This window comes from bacterium (assembly GCA_026708015.1).
Classification (GTDB): domain Bacteria; phylum Actinomycetota; class Acidimicrobiia; order Acidimicrobiales; family Bin134; genus Poriferisocius.
On sequence record JAPOVT010000013.1, the window covers coordinates 21,232 to 37,637 of the forward strand.

The 16,406-nt window shown below is 65.3% G+C and carries 15 protein-coding genes; 2 read left to right on the forward strand and 13 right to left on the reverse strand.

Annotated features, from left to right (window positions below):
- Positions 1-18: 18 nt before the first annotated feature.
- The 12 genes from purS to dnaK all read right to left on the reverse strand — a co-directional run bounded on the left by purS (position 19) and on the right by dnaK (position 11,717).
- Complete coding sequence (gene purS, locus OXG30_02790; protein MCY4133827.1) at positions 19-279, reverse strand: phosphoribosylformylglycinamidine synthase subunit PurS; 261 nt, start codon at positions 277-279, stop codon at positions 19-21.
- A complete protein-coding gene (locus tag OXG30_02795; GenBank protein MCY4133828.1) occupies positions 276-1,166 on the reverse strand; it encodes a phosphoribosylaminoimidazolesuccinocarboxamide synthase in 891 nt (296 codons plus the stop codon). Before OXG30_02795 ends, purS begins: the two co-directional genes overlap by 4 nt.
- Positions 1,163-2,563, reverse strand: a complete 1,401-nt coding sequence (gene purB, locus OXG30_02800) for an adenylosuccinate lyase (GenBank protein ID MCY4133829.1) — start codon at positions 2,561-2,563, stop codon at positions 1,163-1,165. Before purB ends, OXG30_02795 begins: the two co-directional genes overlap by 4 nt.
- On the reverse strand, positions 2,556-3,011 hold the full coding sequence (purE, locus tag OXG30_02805; GenBank protein ID MCY4133830.1) for a 5-(carboxyamino)imidazole ribonucleotide mutase: 456 nt from the start codon (positions 3,009-3,011) through the stop codon (positions 2,556-2,558). The genes purB and purE overlap by 8 nt, the downstream gene beginning before the upstream one ends.
- Positions 3,008-4,288 carry a phosphoribosylamine--glycine ligase gene (gene purD / locus OXG30_02810; GenBank protein MCY4133831.1) on the reverse strand — a complete coding sequence of 427 codons (1,281 nt, stop codon included), beginning with the start codon at positions 4,286-4,288 and terminating at the stop codon, positions 3,008-3,010. Before purD ends, purE begins: the two co-directional genes overlap by 4 nt.
- Positions 4,289-4,352: 64 nt before the next feature.
- The gene (locus OXG30_02815) at positions 4,353-5,639 is read right to left on the reverse strand and encodes an adenylosuccinate synthase (GenBank protein ID MCY4133832.1); all 1,287 of its coding nucleotides are present in this window, start codon (positions 5,637-5,639) and stop codon (positions 4,353-4,355) included.
- Positions 5,640-5,749: 110 nt separating this feature from the next.
- Positions 5,750-6,730 carry an L-histidine N(alpha)-methyltransferase gene (gene egtD, locus OXG30_02820; protein ID MCY4133833.1) on the reverse strand — a complete coding sequence of 327 codons (981 nt, stop codon included), beginning with the start codon at positions 6,728-6,730 and terminating at the stop codon, positions 5,750-5,752.
- A complete protein-coding gene (egtB, locus tag OXG30_02825) occupies positions 6,727-8,001 on the reverse strand; it encodes an ergothioneine biosynthesis protein EgtB (protein MCY4133834.1) in 1,275 nt (424 codons plus the stop codon). The genes egtD and egtB overlap by 4 nt, the downstream gene beginning before the upstream one ends.
- 55 nt (positions 8,002-8,056) lie before the next feature.
- Complete coding sequence (locus tag OXG30_02830) at positions 8,057-8,389, reverse strand: MerR family transcriptional regulator (GenBank protein MCY4133835.1); 333 nt, start codon at positions 8,387-8,389, stop codon at positions 8,057-8,059.
- Positions 8,386-9,285, reverse strand: coding sequence for a J domain-containing protein (locus tag OXG30_02835; GenBank protein MCY4133836.1), 900 nt, complete (start codon positions 9,283-9,285; stop codon positions 8,386-8,388). Before OXG30_02835 ends, OXG30_02830 begins: the two co-directional genes overlap by 4 nt.
- Positions 9,286-9,303: 18 nt before the next feature.
- The gene (locus tag OXG30_02840; protein ID MCY4133837.1) at positions 9,304-9,864 is read right to left on the reverse strand and encodes a nucleotide exchange factor GrpE; all 561 of its coding nucleotides are present in this window, start codon (positions 9,862-9,864) and stop codon (positions 9,304-9,306) included.
- Positions 9,861-11,717 carry a molecular chaperone DnaK gene (gene dnaK / locus OXG30_02845; GenBank protein ID MCY4133838.1) on the reverse strand — a complete coding sequence of 619 codons (1,857 nt, stop codon included), beginning with the start codon at positions 11,715-11,717 and terminating at the stop codon, positions 9,861-9,863. Before dnaK ends, OXG30_02840 begins: the two co-directional genes overlap by 4 nt.
- Positions 11,718-11,881: 164 nt before the next feature.
- Here dnaK and gpmA point away from each other — a divergent pair, with 164 nt between their 5' ends.
- A complete protein-coding gene (gene gpmA / locus OXG30_02850) occupies positions 11,882-12,640 on the forward strand; it encodes a 2,3-diphosphoglycerate-dependent phosphoglycerate mutase (GenBank protein MCY4133839.1) in 759 nt (252 codons plus the stop codon).
- Positions 12,641-12,677: 37 nt separating this feature from the next.
- Here gpmA and amt read toward each other — a convergent pair whose 3' ends face one another.
- Positions 12,678-13,706: an ammonium transporter gene (gene amt, locus OXG30_02855; GenBank protein ID MCY4133840.1), complete on the reverse strand. Its 1,029-nt coding sequence runs from the start codon at positions 13,704-13,706 to the stop codon at positions 12,678-12,680.
- A gap of 20 nt (positions 13,707-13,726) precedes the next feature.
- On the opposite strand from amt, the gene OXG30_02860 reads away from it, so the two are divergent.
- The gene (locus tag OXG30_02860) at positions 13,727-16,396 is read left to right on the forward strand and encodes a heterodisulfide reductase-related iron-sulfur binding cluster (protein MCY4133841.1); all 2,670 of its coding nucleotides are present in this window, start codon (positions 13,727-13,729) and stop codon (positions 16,394-16,396) included.
- Positions 16,397-16,406: the final 10 nt, after the last annotated feature.

Consider the following 16,406-nt stretch of genomic DNA (forward strand, 5'->3'; position numbering starts at 1 on the left):
AGTCAACCGAGGACACTGTCATGCCGACGGGCCCAGGGTGATGTTCACATCCTCAATCACGGGGTTGGCCAAGAAGCGCTCGCACATGGACTCCACCTGGCTACGGGCCTCGGGCTCATCAGCAGCCTCCACCACGAACCGCAGGCTCTTTCCCACCCGAACATCGCTCACGCCGTTGAAGCCCAGCGCCGGCAGCGCCCGCTCGATGGTCAGGCCCTCGGGATCGGCAATCCCCTCGCGGAGGCTCACCTCCACGATCACATCGAACTCGGTGCTCATGAGCTTCCGGGCCAGTCGGCGAAGCTGCGGCCGGTGATGATCTCGTATGCGCTGACATAGCGGTCTGCGCTGGCCTCTACTACCTCGTCGGGCAACGGCGGCGGCGGGTACTGCTTGTCCCAATCCAAGGTGCTGAGATAGTCGCGCACTGGCTGTTTGTCGTACGACGGCGGAGTAGCCCCCGGCGCCCAGCTGTCCACCGGCCAAAAGCGGGAGGAGTCGGGGGTAAGCACCTCGTCGGCCACCACCAGGGTTCCGTTCACCATGCCCATCTCGAATTTGGTGTCGGCGATGATGATGCCCTTTTCTGCGGCGGCCTCGGATGCCCGGCCGTATAGCTCCAGGGATGCGTCGCGGGCCTGCTCGGCCAGACCAGGGCCCACCAGCTCCACCGCCTGGTCGTAGGAGATGTTCTCGTCGTGGCCCGACTCGGCCTTGGTGGAGGGAGTGAACACCGGCTCGGGCAATTTGTCGGATTCCCGGAGTCCTTCAGGAAGCGCTTGGCCGTGCATGGTGCCCTGGGCCTTGTACTCTTTCCAGGCCGAACCGCTCAAGTATCCCCTCACGATGCACTCGATGGGCAGCATCTCGGCCCGCCTACACAGCATTGCCCGCCCGGCCACCCCGTTCGCCTGGGCCTCGGGGGGGAAGTCGGCCACGTCGGTGGAGATGAGGTGGCTGGGCAGCACATCGGCCAGGGTCTCGAACCAATAGGCCGACATGGCGGTCAGCACTCTTCCCTTCTCGGGGACGGGCTCGTCCATCACCACGTCAAACGCCGAGATGCGGTCGGACGCGACCATCAAAAGCCGGCCATCGCCGGCGTCGAAGATGTCGCGGACCTTGCCGGAATGAACGGGGGGCAGGGTGATGTTCTCGGTGCTCATAGGATCGACTCCGGCTGGTAGGCGGCAGCATTGGGATTTTGGACAGCCATCTCTTGGGCCCCGGCCGCAAAGGCTCGGGCTTGGCCAGAAGCTGCTCCGGTCAGCGCCAAGGGCTGGCTCTTGATCTGGCCGACGTCGATAGCCGATACCGGCAACCTCTCGTCATTGGCAATAGCCGAGAAGAACCCGTCTCCCTTGGAGACATGCTCAGAGATGATGCGATGGGCTTCTTCGCGGCCCGCTCCGGCGGCCACCGAGGCCATCAGCACCCGAGTGGCGGTGAGTGTCGGCAGGTTGGCGCTCAGCTCTGCGGCGACCGCACCTTCGAATACCACAAGCTCATTGAGCACCACCAGCACCGCCTCAAGCTGGCCGTCGAGGGCCAAGAACGCTCCAGGCAGGGCCACTCGACGCACCACCGAGCAGCTCACATCGCCCTCGTTCCACTGGTCGCCCACCAGGGAGGAAACCATGTCGGCGAAACCCCGCACCACCGCGGACAGCCCGCAAATGCGCTCAGATGTCCGGGCGTTGCGCTTGCCGGGCATGGCCGACGAGCCCACCTGGCCGGCCTTGAAGCCCTCAGAAATCAAGCCGTGGCCAGCCATCAGCCGAATGGCCTGGGCCAGGTTGGCCGGCGCCGAAGACGCCTGCACCAAGGCGGAGACCACGTCGTAGTCCAGCGACCGGGGATACACCTGCCCCACGCTGCCCATCGTGGCCGCGAACCCAAGGCTTGCGGCCATGCCTTGTTCCAGTTCTGCCACCTTGCCCGCGTCGCCGAGAACCAGATCAAGCTGATCTTGCTGGGTGCCCACCGGACCCTTTAGACCTCGCAGCCGATAGCGGCCCAGCAAATCCTCCATGCGGTCCAGGGCCACCAGCGCCTCTTCGCCATAGTTGGCGAACCGCTTTCCCAGGGTGGTGGCCTGAGCGGGCACGTTGTGGGAGCGGCCCACCATCACCAGCTCGGCATGGACATCGGCCTGTCGGCCCAGGGCGCACACCACCGCCACCAGCTTGTCCCGCACCAACCGCAGAGAGTCGCGTATCTGGAGCTGCTCGATGTTCTCGGTGAGGTCGCGCGACGTCATCCCCTTGTGGATGTGCTCGTGTCCGGCCAGGGCGCAGAACTCCTCGATGCGGGCCTTCACATCGTGGCGAGTCACCCGCTCTCGCTGTCGGATGGATTCCAAGTCGACTTGGTCGATCACCGACCGATAAGCCTCGACCACCCCGCCGGGCACCTCAATCCCGAGGTTCCGCTGGGCTTCCAGTACCGCCACCCACAGGCGGCGCTCGGCTTTGACCTTGCCCTCCGGCGACCAGATGGCCGCCATGGCCGCGCTGGCGTAGCGGTCGGCCAGAACGTCGGGGATCTGGTCCTTGTCAGCCACCGGCCATCTCAGCGCGATGGGCGGCCAGCTTGTCGGCCAGCGCCGCGTCGGTCACCGCCAGAATCTGAACGGCCAGAAGAGCGGCGTTCATAGCGCCGTTGATGGCCACCGTGGCCACCGGGATCCCCTTGGGCATCTGCACCGTGGAATACAGGGAGTCCACCCCGTTCAATGCTCCCCCCGCCAAGGGGACGCCGATCACCGGCAAGGTGGTTTGGGCCGCGGTCGCGCCGGCCAGGTGAGCTGCCATGCCCGCACCGCATATGACGACCCCGAACCCAGCATCGCGGGCCCCGGCCACAAACTGGCGGACTTTCTCCGGCGTGCGATGGGCCGACATGACCTCCCAATGGCACTCCACGCCAAACTGCTCCAACGTGGCGCGGGCCGGAGCCATGGTGTCCTCGTCGCTTGACGAACCCATGATGACAGCGACTTTCAAGCTCATGCCGATTCCCTCTGTGAAGCGCTCTCAACCGCCGCGGCGGCGATGTCAAAGCGAACGTAGCGGCCCGGCCAATCAATGTGGGTGACCCCGGCGTAAGCCCGCTCTCGGGCGGTGGCCAAGTCGGGTCCCTGACCGGTGACGTTGAGCACCCGGCCGCCTGCCGTGACCAGCTCTTTACCGTTCTGACCAGCAGAAATAGCACCAACTCCGCCTTCAGTAGCTGATGCCACTCCAGCGCAGAACACCGTCACGCCCTCCACCGCGTTGGCCGCCTCAATGCCGGCAATTGGATCGCCGGTGCGGGGGGAGGCGGGATAGCCCTCCGAGGCGCACACCACCGTCACCGCGGCGTCATCGCCGAACACCGGGTCGTCCTCCAGTGATCCGGCCGCCGCGGCGGCGAGCAGGTCGGCCAAGTCGGACTTCAGCCGGGGCAGCACCACCTGGGCCTCGGGGTCGCCGAAGCGCACGTTGTACTCCAGCACCTTGATTCCCTGGGGAGTGAGCATCAGCCCGGCATAGAGCACGCCCCGATAGTCGATGCCCTGCCGTCGGAGCTCGCCCAGCGTGGGCAGAACCGCCAGATCCATCACCTCTTGCACCACGTCGGCGCCGGCCACCGGCACGGGGGAATAAGCGCCCATGCCCCCGGTGTTGGGACCGACATCCCCCTCGCCGATGCGCTTGAAGTCCTGGGCCGGAGCCAACGGCACCGCCCGATGGCCATCGCACACCGCCAGCACCGACAGCTCGGGTCCGGTGAGACCCTCTTCGATCACCACCCGGCGCCCGGCGTGGCCGAAGGCCTCCCCCGACAGGTAGGCCCGCACCGCGTCGTCGGCCTCCGCCCGATTCTCGGTAACCAGCACCCCCTTGCCGGCGGCCAATCCATCGGTCTTGATCACAAACAGGTCGCCCATGTCGTCAAGAAAGCGGAGAGCCGGTTCAACTTCAGTGAACGATCCGTGACCCGCAGTGGGCACACCGGCGGCTACCAGCAGTTCCTTCATCCACGCCTTCGATCCTTCCAAGAGGGCTCCGTCGGCCCCAGGGCCGAACACCAGCCGGCCCGCAGCTCTCAATTCGTCGGCCAACCCGTCCACCAACGGGGCCTCGGGGCCAATCACATACAGGTCGGCGTCGATCTCGGTTGCTGGTACGGCCACAGAGCCGGGAATGCCGGGATTGCCCGGTGTAACCACCACATCGCTCGACCGGCCGAGCACATGGGCCAAGGCGTGCTCCCGGCCCCCGCTGCCAACAACGCAGACCCTCACGGGACTGATCCTGATTGGCCAACAGCCACAGCTGATCCTGTGCACCGAACCATGGCAGGGACTCTCACGGGACCGGACTGAAGGAGATGAACTGGTCCCGCCCGGGACCCACGCCGACCAGGGTGGCGGGCACGCCGGCCTGCTCCTCTATGAACCGCAGATAGTCCTCAGCCTCCTGGGGCAGTTCCGAGCGACCGATGACCTCGCTCAGATCGGTACACCATCCGGGCAGTTCCTCATAGATCGGCACCGCCCGGTGGATCTCCGACTGGTGGTAGGGCATCGAGTCGCGGCGCTCGCCGTCCACCTCGTAGGCCACGCACACCTTGATGGGATCGAGGACATCGAGCACGTCGAGCTTGGTAATGGCCAAATCAGACAGGGAGTTCACCCGCACCGCGTGGCGCAGCATCACAGTGTCGAGCCAGCCGCACCGGCGGCGGCGCTTGGTGTTGGTGCCGTACTCCCGACCCACATCCACCAAGTGGTCGCCAATCTCGTCGGTCAGCTCGCTGGGAAACGGTCCGGAGCCCACCCGGCTGATGTACGCCTTGGTCACCCCGATCACCCGGTCGATGTGTCGGGGTCCGATCCCTGCTCCCACGCAGGCTCCACCGGCCACCGGGTTGGAGGAGGTGACGAACGGATAGGTCCCGTGGTCCAAGTCCAAGAACATGGCCTGGGCCCCCTCGAACAGCACGTTCTGGCCCCCTTCCAGGGCATCGTGGAGCAGCCCCACCGTGTCGGCGATGTGGGACTCCAGGCGGGGACGGCACTCCTCTAGGTACTGGTGGGCCAGCGTCTCGACGTCGAACGGCAGCCGGTTGTACACCTTGGCCAACAGCGGGTTCTTCTCGTGCAGCACCACGCCGAGCTTTTCCCGGAAGATCTTGGGATCGAGCAGATCCTGCACCCGCAGCCCTACTCGGGCCGCCTTGTCGGCGTAGGCCGGGCCGATACCCCGCTTGGTAGTGCCCAGCTTGTTGCGCCCCAGATGCCGCTCGGCCACCACGTCCAGCGTCTGGTGGTAGGGCAAGATGAGGTGGGCGTTGCCGCTGATCTTGAGCCGCCCGCAGTCCACGCCCGCCGCAGTCAGGCGGTCCATCTCGTCGATGAGCACCCTGGGGTCGATCACCACCCCGTTGCCGATCATCGGAGTCACATGGGGATAGAGAACACCGCTGGGAACGAGTTGGAGCTTGAAAGTCTCGCCCTCCACTACCAGGGTGTGCCCGGCGTTGTGGCCGCCCTGATAGCGCACCACCATGTCCATGTCGCGGGCTAGGAGGTCGGTGAACTTGCCCTTGCCCTCGTCACCCCATTGCGTCCCGACGACCACGGTTGCTGGCAAAGCGCTACCCCATCAGCGTGGCTTACGAACTGACACTACTCGCGCCCAACCGGGGATTGACGAGCAATAAAGGGCATTTGGATAGGCATGGAGCAGCCCACCCAGGAGGATTATCGCCCTGCCACCATGCGGGACATGGTCAGCGCGTAATCGCCTCGGGCGTCGGTCCACAAGCGCTCCATAGCCAATCCCACACTGGCCAGTTCCGGGCCGATGTTCTCGGGTCGGAATTTGGCGCTGATCTCTGTCCGCATGCGCTCGCCCTGGGCGAAATCCACGGTCATTCCCAGACCGCCGATAGTCGCCTGCTGGGCACAGCGGGAGCGCAGCCACATCTCGATCCACTCCTCTTCGGGGTCGAATCGGGCTTCATGCTCAAACTGGTCCAGATCGAAATCGGCGTCGAGGCGGTGATTGATCACCGACAGCACGTTCCGGTTGAACGCCGCGGTCACGCCCTCGGGGTCGTCGTAGGCCGCGATAAGCCGATCGTGGCCTTTGACCAGGTCGAAGCCCAGCAAAAAGGTGTCCCCCGGCACCATGGCATCGGCCACGGCGGCCAGGAAGTCCTTGCGCGGTGCAGGGGGGAAGTTGCCAATCGTGCCTCCCAAAAGCATCAACAGCCGACAACCGCCATCGGGAATGTGCCCCAGGTGGTGCTCGAAATCGCCCACTACCCCGTGGACCACCAACCCCTCATAGGCCTGGGCCAATTCGGCGGCTGCGGTCCTAAGGGTAGCCTCGCTGTTGTCGAACGGGACATAGCGGCGAAGCCGCCCGGTGGCCGCTAGGGCATCCAGCACAATCCGGGTCTTCTCCGAAGTGCCCGACCCCAGCTCCACCACAGTGTCGGCTCCCGACCGCTCGGCGATCACGTCCACCTCGCGCTCGAGGATCTCCCGCTCCCGCCGGGTGGGGTAGTAGTCGGGCAGCCGGGTGATCTGGTCGAACAATTCGCTGCCCCGGTCGTCGTAGAACCACTTGGGAGGGAGCTCCTTGGGTTGGGAGGCGAGTCCTTCGGCCACGTCGGCCCGGAGTGCTCCATCGATCCACGCGCGATCCAAATGGATGTCGACAACCGGCTCGATCATTGGGCTAGGCGAACGCCAGAGAAGTGCCAGCGGGTGTGGGGATGGAAGAAGTTGCGGTAGGTGGCTCGGATGTGGCCCGGAGGAGTCACACAGGCGCCGCCCCGGAGCACGAATTGATTGACCATGAATTTGCCGTTGTACTCGCCCACCGCGCCCGGTGCGGGCCGGAACCCGGGATAGGAGCCGTAGGGGCTGGACGTCCACTCCCACACGTCTCCAAAAAGCTGGCGGAGGCCGTTGCCGGGCGGGGCAGCCGCGGGATGCCATCGGCCCTGGTCGCCCAAGTTACCCTCGGGCCTCTGCTCAGCCGCAGCCTGCTCCCATTCGGCCTCGGTAGGGAGCCTGGCACCGGCCCAGCGGGCGAAGGCATCGGCCTCGTAATAGGAAAGATGGCACACCGGTTCGTCGGGTGACAGCGGTTGAAGGCCGTGGAGGGTGAACACCCGCCAGCCCTCGTCGGAGTGGAAGTCCCAGTAGGAGGGCGCGTCCCAGCCATTTTCCTGTCGCTGGTGCCAGCCGTCCGACAGCCACAGGGTCGGGGTGTCGTAGCCGCCATCGGCCATGAACTCCAACCACTGTCGGCAAGTAACTAGCCGGTTGGCCAGCCGGTACGGGGGCAGGATGGTCCGGTGGCGAGGACTCTCATTGTCGAAGGCGAAGCCGACGCCATCGTGGCCCACCCAAACCTCTCCGCCGTCGAAACTGGTCCAGTCGGCCGCCGGTTGGCCGTTGTCCGACGAGGCGGCCAGCATTGGAGGAAGCTCGTGATAGGCCGGCCACATCGCCCGATTGGTCGACAGAACATGCTTGATGTCCATGAGCAGCAGCTCCTGATGCTGTTGCTCATGATTCAGGCCCAAAACCACCAGTTCGGCGGTGCCATCGTCTATTGGGTCAGCGTCCATTGGGTCAGCCAGCAACTCAGCCATGGCCCGATCCACGTGGGCGCGGTAGGCGGCCACTTCCTCGCACGACGGACGGGAAAGGTTGCCCCGCTCAGGCCGGGGGTGTCTCTCCCCGACCGCCTCATAGTAGGAGTTGAACAGGAAGCCGAACGCCGGGTGGTACTCGTGATAGCCCTTCAGGCAGGGCTTGAGCAAGAAGGTCTCGAAGAACCAGGTGGCGTGGGCCCGATGCCACTTGGTGGGGCTGACATCGGGCATCGACTGAATGCACTGGTCTTCGCTGCTCAGCGGAGCGGCGAGCGCGTCGGTGTAGGAGCGGACGGATTGATAGCCCACCAAGAGGTCGGAAGCGAGAGTCGGTGTCACAGTCACAAAGGTGGCAGGGCTGAACTTTACCCGCCCCGGTTCTTACTCTTCGACCTCAGACTCTTCGATACAACACAATGTCGGCCCGCTTTGACTCGAGCTCACGGGTGAGACGAGCCACTTGCTCCCTGAGCCGAACCACCTCGGCTTCGAGGGCCAACACCCGCTCCACGCCGTCGAGGTTCATGCCCTCGCTGGTGAGTTCGTGTACCCGGCGGAGCTTCTCGATGTCGGCATCGCTGTAGCGCCGGCTGCCCCCGCCGGTGCGGGCCGGTTGCACCAGGCCCCGGCGGTCGTAGATCCGGAGGGTCTGGGGATGGATCCCGGCCAACTCGGCGGCCACCGAGATGACATACACCGCCCGATCGCGGCCTCGAGGATCGATCATGGTCCTGCCTCCATAGCTTTCTCGAATGCCGCCAGGGCTTGGCGCTGCTCGTCGCTCAGCTCGGTGGGGACTTCTAGGGCCACCGTCACCAGCAGATCGCCGGTTCCCTTGGCGGTCTCCACCCCCTTCCCCCGTACTCGCAGCACCTGGCCGGGCTGGCTGCCGGGAGAGAGGCGCAATGTCACCGGGTCGCCCTCGAAGGTGGGCACTGAGATCTCAGCGCCCAGTGCGGCCTGGGCGAAGGTCACCGGCACGGTGACGGTGAGGTTCTTGCCCTGGCGGCCGAACACCGGGTGCGGATTGACCTTGACCCTCACGTACAGGTCGCCGGGCGGGCCTCCGTTTACCCCCGGCTCTCCCTTGCCGGCCAGCTTGATCCTCTGGCCGTTGGCCACCCCGGCGGGGATGCGCACCGAGAGGGAGCGCCCGGTCCGAGCGGTGTCACCGCTCAGCGTCAAGTCGGTGGTCGTACCCCGCACCGCCTCGGCGAAGTCCAGAGACAGCTGGGCGCTTAGATCATGCCCCCGCACCGGGCGGGTTTGCCCTCCGAAGGGGGGGCCGCCCCGATCGAATCGTCCGCCGCCCATGAAGGCCGAGAAGATGTCGGCCATATCGCCTTCCATGGTGAAGCCGCCTGGACCGGCCTGGAAGTTCATCGGCCCCATGTGGCGAACCTGATCGTATTGGGACCGGCGCTCGCCATCGCCCAGCACGTCGTAGGCCGCCGACACCTCCTTGAACCGCTCCTCGGCCTTGGCATCGTCGGGGTTGGCGTCGGGGTGAAGCTTGCGGGCCAGCTTCCGGTAGGCCTTGGTGATCTCCTTGTCTGAGGCCGATGGGGAGACGCCGAGGACCTTGTAGTAGTCGGTCTCCAGCCATTCCCGCTTCACGTCCATGCTGCGATCGCCTCCGTCCTACCCCCGGACCTTCACCATGGCGGGTCTCAGAACACGGCTGTTCCATACGTAGCCGGCCCGCAGGACCTCGGCGATCACCGCCTCTCCCTCCCCCGGCTCATGCGCCACAGCCTCATGGCAAGTGGGGTCGAACGGGGTGCCGGGATCGTCCAGCTTGGCCAAGCCCTCCTTCTCCAGCGCGCCGAACAGCGCGTCTCGAATGGGAATGACATCCTCGGCCCCTTGGGCCACCGCGGCGTCGCAGGCGTCCAGCACCGGCAGCACTTTCTCCACGATGTCGGCTGCGGCCATGGCCACCGTCTCCTGCTGGCGCTCGGCTGCTTTGCGGCGGTAGTTGGCAAACTCGGCGGTCACCCGCTGGAGGTCGTTGAGATAGCCATCCCGCTGGGCCAACAGCTCATCCATCGAGGGCGCGGGCTCCTGAGGATCGCCAGTCTCCTGAAGCTGCTCGCCTGTGGCCTGCTCGTCGCCAGCCTGCCTTTCAGCAGCCTGCTCATCAGCAACCTCTTCAACGGCCTGGTCCTCATCGGCCAGGTCAGCTAGGGGCTCCTCGCTCACTGGGAACTTCCGTCTTCTTCGTCTTCAACGATCTCGGCGTCGACGATGCTGTCATCATCGGCGGCATCAGCCCCGGGGTCCCCGGCGAAATCGCCCGGAGCATCGCCCGCCGCGGCAGCAGCATGCTCGTACATGGCCGCGCCGATCTGCTGGCTGATGGCCGACAGCTCCTCGGTGGCCGAGCGGATGCGGTCCACATCCTTCTCGTCGACGGCCGACTTCAGCTCGCCCAGCTTGGCCTCAACCTCTGAGCGTTGGTCGGCGTCCACCGAGTCGCCGGCCTCGGACAGCAGCTTCTCCACCTGGTACACCAGGCTGTCGGCGTTGTTGAGAGCTTCGGCCTCCTCCCGGCGGCGGGCGTCTTCGGCGGCGTGGGCCTCGGCGTCGGCGACCATCTGGTCGATGGTGTCCTTATCCAGCGAGGTCTGGCCGGTGATGGTGATGGACTGCTCTTTGCCGGTGGCCCGGTCTTTGGCCGACACGTGGACAATGCCGTTGGCGTCAATGTCGAAGGTCACCTCGATCTGGGGCACGCCCCGCGGCGCGGGCGGCAGATCCACCAGCTGGAACTTGCCCAGCGTCTTGTTGTAGGCGGCCATCTCCCGCTCGCCCTGGAGCACATGGATCTCCACCGTGGGCTGGTTGTCGTCCGCGGTGGTGAAAACCTCGGTGCGGCGGGTGGGGATGGTGGTGTTGCGCTCGATGAGCCGGGTCATCACCCCGCCCTTGGTCTCGATGCCCAGCGACAGCGGGGTCACATCCAACAGCAGCACATCTTTGACCTCGCCCTTGAGCACACCGGCCTGCACCGCGGCGCCCACCGCCACCACCTCGTCGGGGTTGACTCCCTGATGGGGCTGGGTTCCGGTCATGCCGGTCACCAGGTCCACCACCGCAGGCATCCGGGTGGAACCGCCCACCAGGATCACGTGGTCCATGTCGCCCGCCGACAGGCCGGCGTCAGAAAGGGCCTGTTCAAAGGGCTTGCGGCACCGGTCCAGCAGGTCGCTGGTGAGGTCTTGGAACTTGGCCCGGCTCAGCTCGTAGTCCATATGGAGTGGCCCCGCATCGGTGGCGGTGATGAAGGGCAGGTTCACATTGGTGCTCTGGGTTTGCGACAACTCGATCTTGGCCCGCTCCGCGCCCTCCTTGAGCCGCTGCATGGCCATGTTGTCCTTGCTCAGGTCTACCCCGTGGTCGTTGCGGAACGAGTCCACCAGCCAGCCGATCACCCGGTCGTCCCAGTCGTCGCCGCCCAGGGCGGTGTCGCCGCTGGTGGACTTGACCTCGAACACCCCGTCGCCAATCTCCAAGATGGACACGTCGAAGGTGCCCCCGCCCAGGTCGAAAACCAGAATGGTCTGATCGGTGTCGCCCTTGTCGAGGCCGTAGGCCAGGGCGGCTGCGGTGGGTTCGTTGATGATCCGCAGCACCTCGAGGCCGGCGATGGTGCCGGCCTCTTTGGTGGCGGTGCGCTGGGCGTCGTCGAAGTAGGCCGGGACGGTGATAACCGCCTCGGTGACGTCAGTGCCCAGATAGGTCTCGGCGTCCCGCTTCAGCTTTTGCAGTACCCGGGCCGAGATCTCCTGGCTGCTATAGGCCTTGCCGTCGATGCTCTCCGACCAGTCAGTGCCCACGTGGCGCTTGACCGAGCGGATGGTGCGATCGGGGTTGGTGATGGCTTGGCGCTTGGCCACTTCCCCCACCAGCACCTCTCCCTCCTTGGAGAAGGCCACCACCGACGGGGTGGTGCGAAAGCCCTCAGTGTTGGCGATGACCGTGGGCTCACCGCCTTCGAGCACTGCAACCACGCTGTTGGTGGTGCCCAAATCAATGCCGACAACTCTGGCCATTTTGTTCGACTCCCTTTTTGTTGTTGTTTTTTGGTTGAAGTTTGGTTTTTGGGTTGAAGTTTGGTTTTGAGGATTATCTTCGACCCTCAGGATACCCCCCAAATTGTCATATCCCAAAACTTGAGTGCGGAGCACTAAGGGTTAGAGCCGCTACGCTGCCCAGGGTGAGTCCAGCAACACTGATCCTGCTTCGCCACGGGCAAAGCCAGTGGAACGCCTCCAACCAGTTCACCGGCTGGTACGACTGCGACCTCACGGAACAAGGAGAGGCCGAGGCTCGAGCTGGCGGGCAGGCGCTGGCTGAGGCCGAACTGCTGCCCGATGTCGTACACACCTCGGTGCAGACTCGGGCCATCCGCACTGGGGAATTGGCCCTGGCCGAGATGGGTCGGGCATCAGTGCCGATGAAGCAGCATTGGCGGCTGAACGAGCGCCACTACGGTGACCTCACCGGGTTGGACAAGTCCGAGACCCGACAGCGCTATGGCGACGAGCAGCTCAACGCCTGGCGCCGGGGCTACCGCACCCCACCACCCCTTATTGCCGATGACAACCCGTGGAATCCCAATGGCGACCCCCGCTACGCCCATATCCCTCCGGAGCTGCTGCCCAAGAGCGAGTGCCTGGCCGATGTGGTGGAACGGCTGATGCCCTACTGGTATGACGAGATTGTCCCTGATCTGCAAGCCGGGCAGTTGGTGTTGATCTCGGCCCACGGCAACAGCCTGCGGGCGCTGGCCAAGCACCTCGATCAGATCGACGAGCGTGCCATCGCCGAGCTCAACATCCCCACCGGGATGCCGCTTGTGTACGAGCTGGGACCGGACATGATGCCCATCGAGGCCAAAACGACGCTCGCCCGCTCGCTCGACCCCGCCGCAGCGGCCGAGGCTGCCGCGGCGGTGGCCAAACAAGCGGGCTGAGCGCCCAATGGGTTGTGGTCAGTGGGCTGTAGGAGTGTCAGCCCACAGATGTGGAGGTGTCCGGGCCGTAGCCGGGAACTCCGTGCTCGTGGAGGTCGAGACCACCAATCTCTTCCTCACGAGACACCCGTAGACCCATCGTCTTCTTCATGACAGCGAACAAGATGCCGGTTGTTATGGTCACCCAGGCAAACACCAGCACCACGCCGATGAGCTGGACCACCAACTGGTCGATTCCTCCGCCGTAGAAGAGTCCGGCGTTGTCTTGGCCCACAAACGCATCGTCATAGCGGGAGAACAGGCCCACGGCCAGCGTCCCCCACACGCCGCACACACCGTGAACCGAAATGGCACCCACCGGGTCGTCGATTCGGACCCGGTCGAAGAACAGCACCGAGTACACCACGATGACTCCGGCGATAGCGCCGGTCACCACTGCGCCCAGTGGGTTCATGGTTCCGTTGCCAGCGGTTATACCCACTAAACCAGCCAGTACGCCGTTGCCGGTCATGGCCACATCCAGCGAGCCGGCCTTGCGCCAGATGACCGCCCCGGCGGTCAGGCCACCGGCAGCCGCGGCCAGCAGCGTGGTTACCGCAGCACGCATCACGAAGTCGTCCGCAGCCAGCTCCGAGCCGGGATTGAATCCGAACCAGCCGAACCACAGGATGAACACGCCCAGCACTACAAAGGCGATGTTGTGTCCGGGCATAGCCCGAGGGTTGCCGCTCTCGTCGTACTTGCCGATGCGGGGTCCGAGGAAGATGGCACCCATTAGGGCGGCCCAGCCGCCGGTGCTATGCACGATGGTGGAACCGGCGAAATCGCCGAACCGGGCGTCGCCGATCTTCAGATCCGACAGCAGGCCGTCGCCGTGCCAGAAGGAGTGGACCACCACCGGATAGATCAGCGCGGTCATGAAGAAGCTGAACACCAAGTACGCGGAGAACTTGGTCCGCTCGGCCATGGCCCCCGAGGCGATCGTCACCGCGGTAGCCGCGAAAACCACCTGGAAGAAGAACCGGCCTCGTAGTGCCAGCTTGAGTACGGAACCGGGGGATGTCAACAACTAGGTTTGGAGTCGCCATGGACCCAAAGCGCCTGCGTCCCTTCCACATAGTCCTCGGCCTCGGGCTGGGCTTCGCCGCCTTCACCATTGCTTCAGGCATCGCCTCGGCCATTACCGAGTTCAAGAACCCGGCCGAAATCACCCGTCACCCCTGGGAAAACATCCCCAGCGGGTGGAAGGCCGCCTTCTACACCATCATCCCCATTTTCTTGGTGTGGGCTTCTTGGGAGTTCGCCAAGCGGGTGAAGAACTGGGAGCGGGGCGGCCCTGACAACCGGCGCACCACTCTTTCCAACGCCAAGACCCGCCTCGAAGACCTCCGACGGGGCATGTACATGCGTACCTTGCTGCGGGAGCCCGGCGCTGGCGTCATGCACACCATGATCTACGTGGGGTTCATCATCTTGTTGGGCGTCACCACCACCCTGGAGATCGACGAGCAACTACCCGACGGGGCCAAGTTCCTCCACGGCCGGGTGTACCAGGTGTACTCCGCAGTGGGCGACATTGCGGGGGCCATCTTCCTGGTGGGGGTGATGTGGGCCATCGTGCGCCGCTACGGCCCCCGACGACTGCGCCCCTACCGCATCCGCATCAAGTCGCGGCCCGAGCACGCGGTGATCTTGGGCACGTTCTTCGCCATCGGAGTCACCGGATTCGGCGCTGAAGTGTTCCGCATCGCCGACCACGGAGTGCCCGACTTCGAGAAGTGGTCGGTGCTCGGCTATCAGGTTGCTACCCAAATGCGGGGACTGGAGGGGCTCGACCACTGGCACCAGTTCTGGTGGGCGGGACACGTGATCGCTTTCGTGGCCTTCTTGGTGCTGCTGCCCATCACCATGCTGCGTCACATGTTCACCTCCCCGCTGAACATGTACCTGCGGGACAAAGACCGGCCCAAGGGGGCCATGAAGCCCATGCCCAACCTGATGGAGACTGACTTGGAGTCGTTCGGGGCAGCCACCGTGGAGGACTTCACCTGGAAGCAGCTGCTGGACACCGACGCCTGCACCATGTGCGGTCGGTGTACATCGGTGTGCCCCGCCCACGCCACCGGCAAGCCGCTCGACCCCCGGGAGATCGTGCTCAAGACCGGCGAGGTCATGGCCGCCACCGGCGAGCCGGCCACCACCCCGCCGCTGGGCACCGTGCCGGAGATCAAGGTTGAGGCCAACTCGCTGTTCGAGCGGATCACCGGCGAGGAGATCTGGGCGTGTACGTCCTGCAAGGCGTGCGACGAGATCTGCCCGGTGAACATCGAGATCCTCGACAAGATCCTCGACATGCGCCGATACCTGTCGCTGATGGAGTCGGACTTCCCCAGCGAGCTGGGCCAGGCCTATCGGTCGATGGAGAACTCGGGTAACCCGTGGGGCATGTCCCAGGGGGACCGCGGCGCCTGGGCTACCGATTTTGAAGGCATCGCCGTGCTCGACGGGGGCGACCCGCTGGAGTCGGAATACCTCTACTGGGTGGGCTGCGCCGGCTCGTTCGACGACAAGAACCGCAAGGTCACCCAGGCGGTGGCCAAGCTGCTCCAGCGGGCCGGGATCAGCTTCTCCATCCTGGGGCCGGCTGAAAACTGCACCGGCGACCCGGCCCGGCGCTCGGGCAACGAGTACATCTTCCAGATGCTGGCCATGCAGAACATCGAGACCCTCAATGAGATGGGGGTCAAGAAGATCGTCACCCAGTGCCCCCACTGTTTCAACACCCTGGCCAACGAGTACCCCCAGCTTGGCGGGCACTACGAGGTGGTTCACCACACCCAGTTCCTGGAGGCGCTGATCGACGACGGCCGCCTGGACATGACCGGCGCCCGCCTCGACGAGCGGGTGGTGTATCACGACTCCTGCTACCTGGGCCGCCACAACGACGTGTACCTGGCCCCTCGCCGGGTGGTGGGATCGCTGGGCGGGGTCGAGGTGGTGGAGGCCGAGCGCAACGGCACCAAGGGAATGTGCTGCGGCGCCGGTGGGGCCCGAATGTGGATGGAGGAGACCATCGGCAAGCAGGTGAATGTGGAGCGCTCCCAGGAGCTGCTAGCCACCGGGGCCGACCGGATCGCCACCGCCTGCCCGTTCTGCTACATCATGATCGACGACGGCATCAAGGCCGAGGGCGCCGACGACGACGTGGTGGTGGGCGACATCTCCATGCACCTGCTGGAGGCCCTAGAGAACCGCGACGCCGCAGTGGAGGAAGCCCGCCAGTCCGAGCTGCTCACCATCCGCTCTCCAGCCCCTGCGGCCGGGGCAGTTGCGGTGGCCGAGCCCCAGGCCGCCGCGGATGTTGAGACCGAGCCTGAAGCAGCTCCCGAAGCCGCGATGGCGACTCCCCCAGTAGAAGCCGAGGCGGAAGTCGAGGAAGCGCCGGCTCCGGAGACCGAGGCTGAACCAGAGCCCGAACCGCAACCAGAGCCGCAACCCGAAGCGCCTGCCCCCGCGGCCAAGCCCTCGGCGCCAACCCAGCGACCAGACGACTTCACCCGGATCATGGGAACCGACCCCGCCCTGGCCCGGGCGCTGCCCGAACACGGCATCGTCACCTACGAAGACCTGGCCGCCCTCGACGACGCCGGCGTACAGGCGCTAGAAGCAGCTTTGGAGATCCCCGGTCGCATCAGCAAGTGGAAATGGCCCACCCAGGCCGCCGCCCTCATCGCCGAGCGCGACGAATCCGACTGATCAGCGCCAG

Coding starts and splice junctions, on each gene's coding strand:
- purS (MCY4133827.1), bottom strand. CDS start 279: ATGAGCACCGAGTTCGATGTGATCGTGGAGGTGAGCCTCCGCGAGGGG.
- OXG30_02795 (MCY4133828.1), bottom strand. CDS start 1,166: ATGAGCACCGAGAACATCACCCTGCCCCCCGTTCATTCCGGCAAGGTC.
- purE (MCY4133830.1), bottom strand. CDS start 3,011: ATGAGCTTGAAAGTCGCTGTCATCATGGGTTCGTCAAGCGACGAGGAC.
- egtD (MCY4133833.1), bottom strand. CDS start 6,730: ATGATCGAGCCGGTTGTCGACATCCATTTGGATCGCGCGTGGATCGAT.
- OXG30_02830 (MCY4133835.1), bottom strand. CDS start 8,389: ATGATCGATCCTCGAGGCCGCGATCGGGCGGTGTATGTCATCTCGGTG.
- OXG30_02835 (MCY4133836.1), bottom strand. CDS start 9,285: ATGGACGTGAAGCGGGAATGGCTGGAGACCGACTACTACAAGGTCCTC.
- dnaK (MCY4133838.1), bottom strand. CDS start 11,717: ATGGCCAGAGTTGTCGGCATTGATTTGGGCACCACCAACAGCGTGGTT.
- OXG30_02860 (MCY4133841.1), top strand. CDS start 13,727: ATGGACCCAAAGCGCCTGCGTCCCTTCCACATAGTCCTCGGCCTCGGG.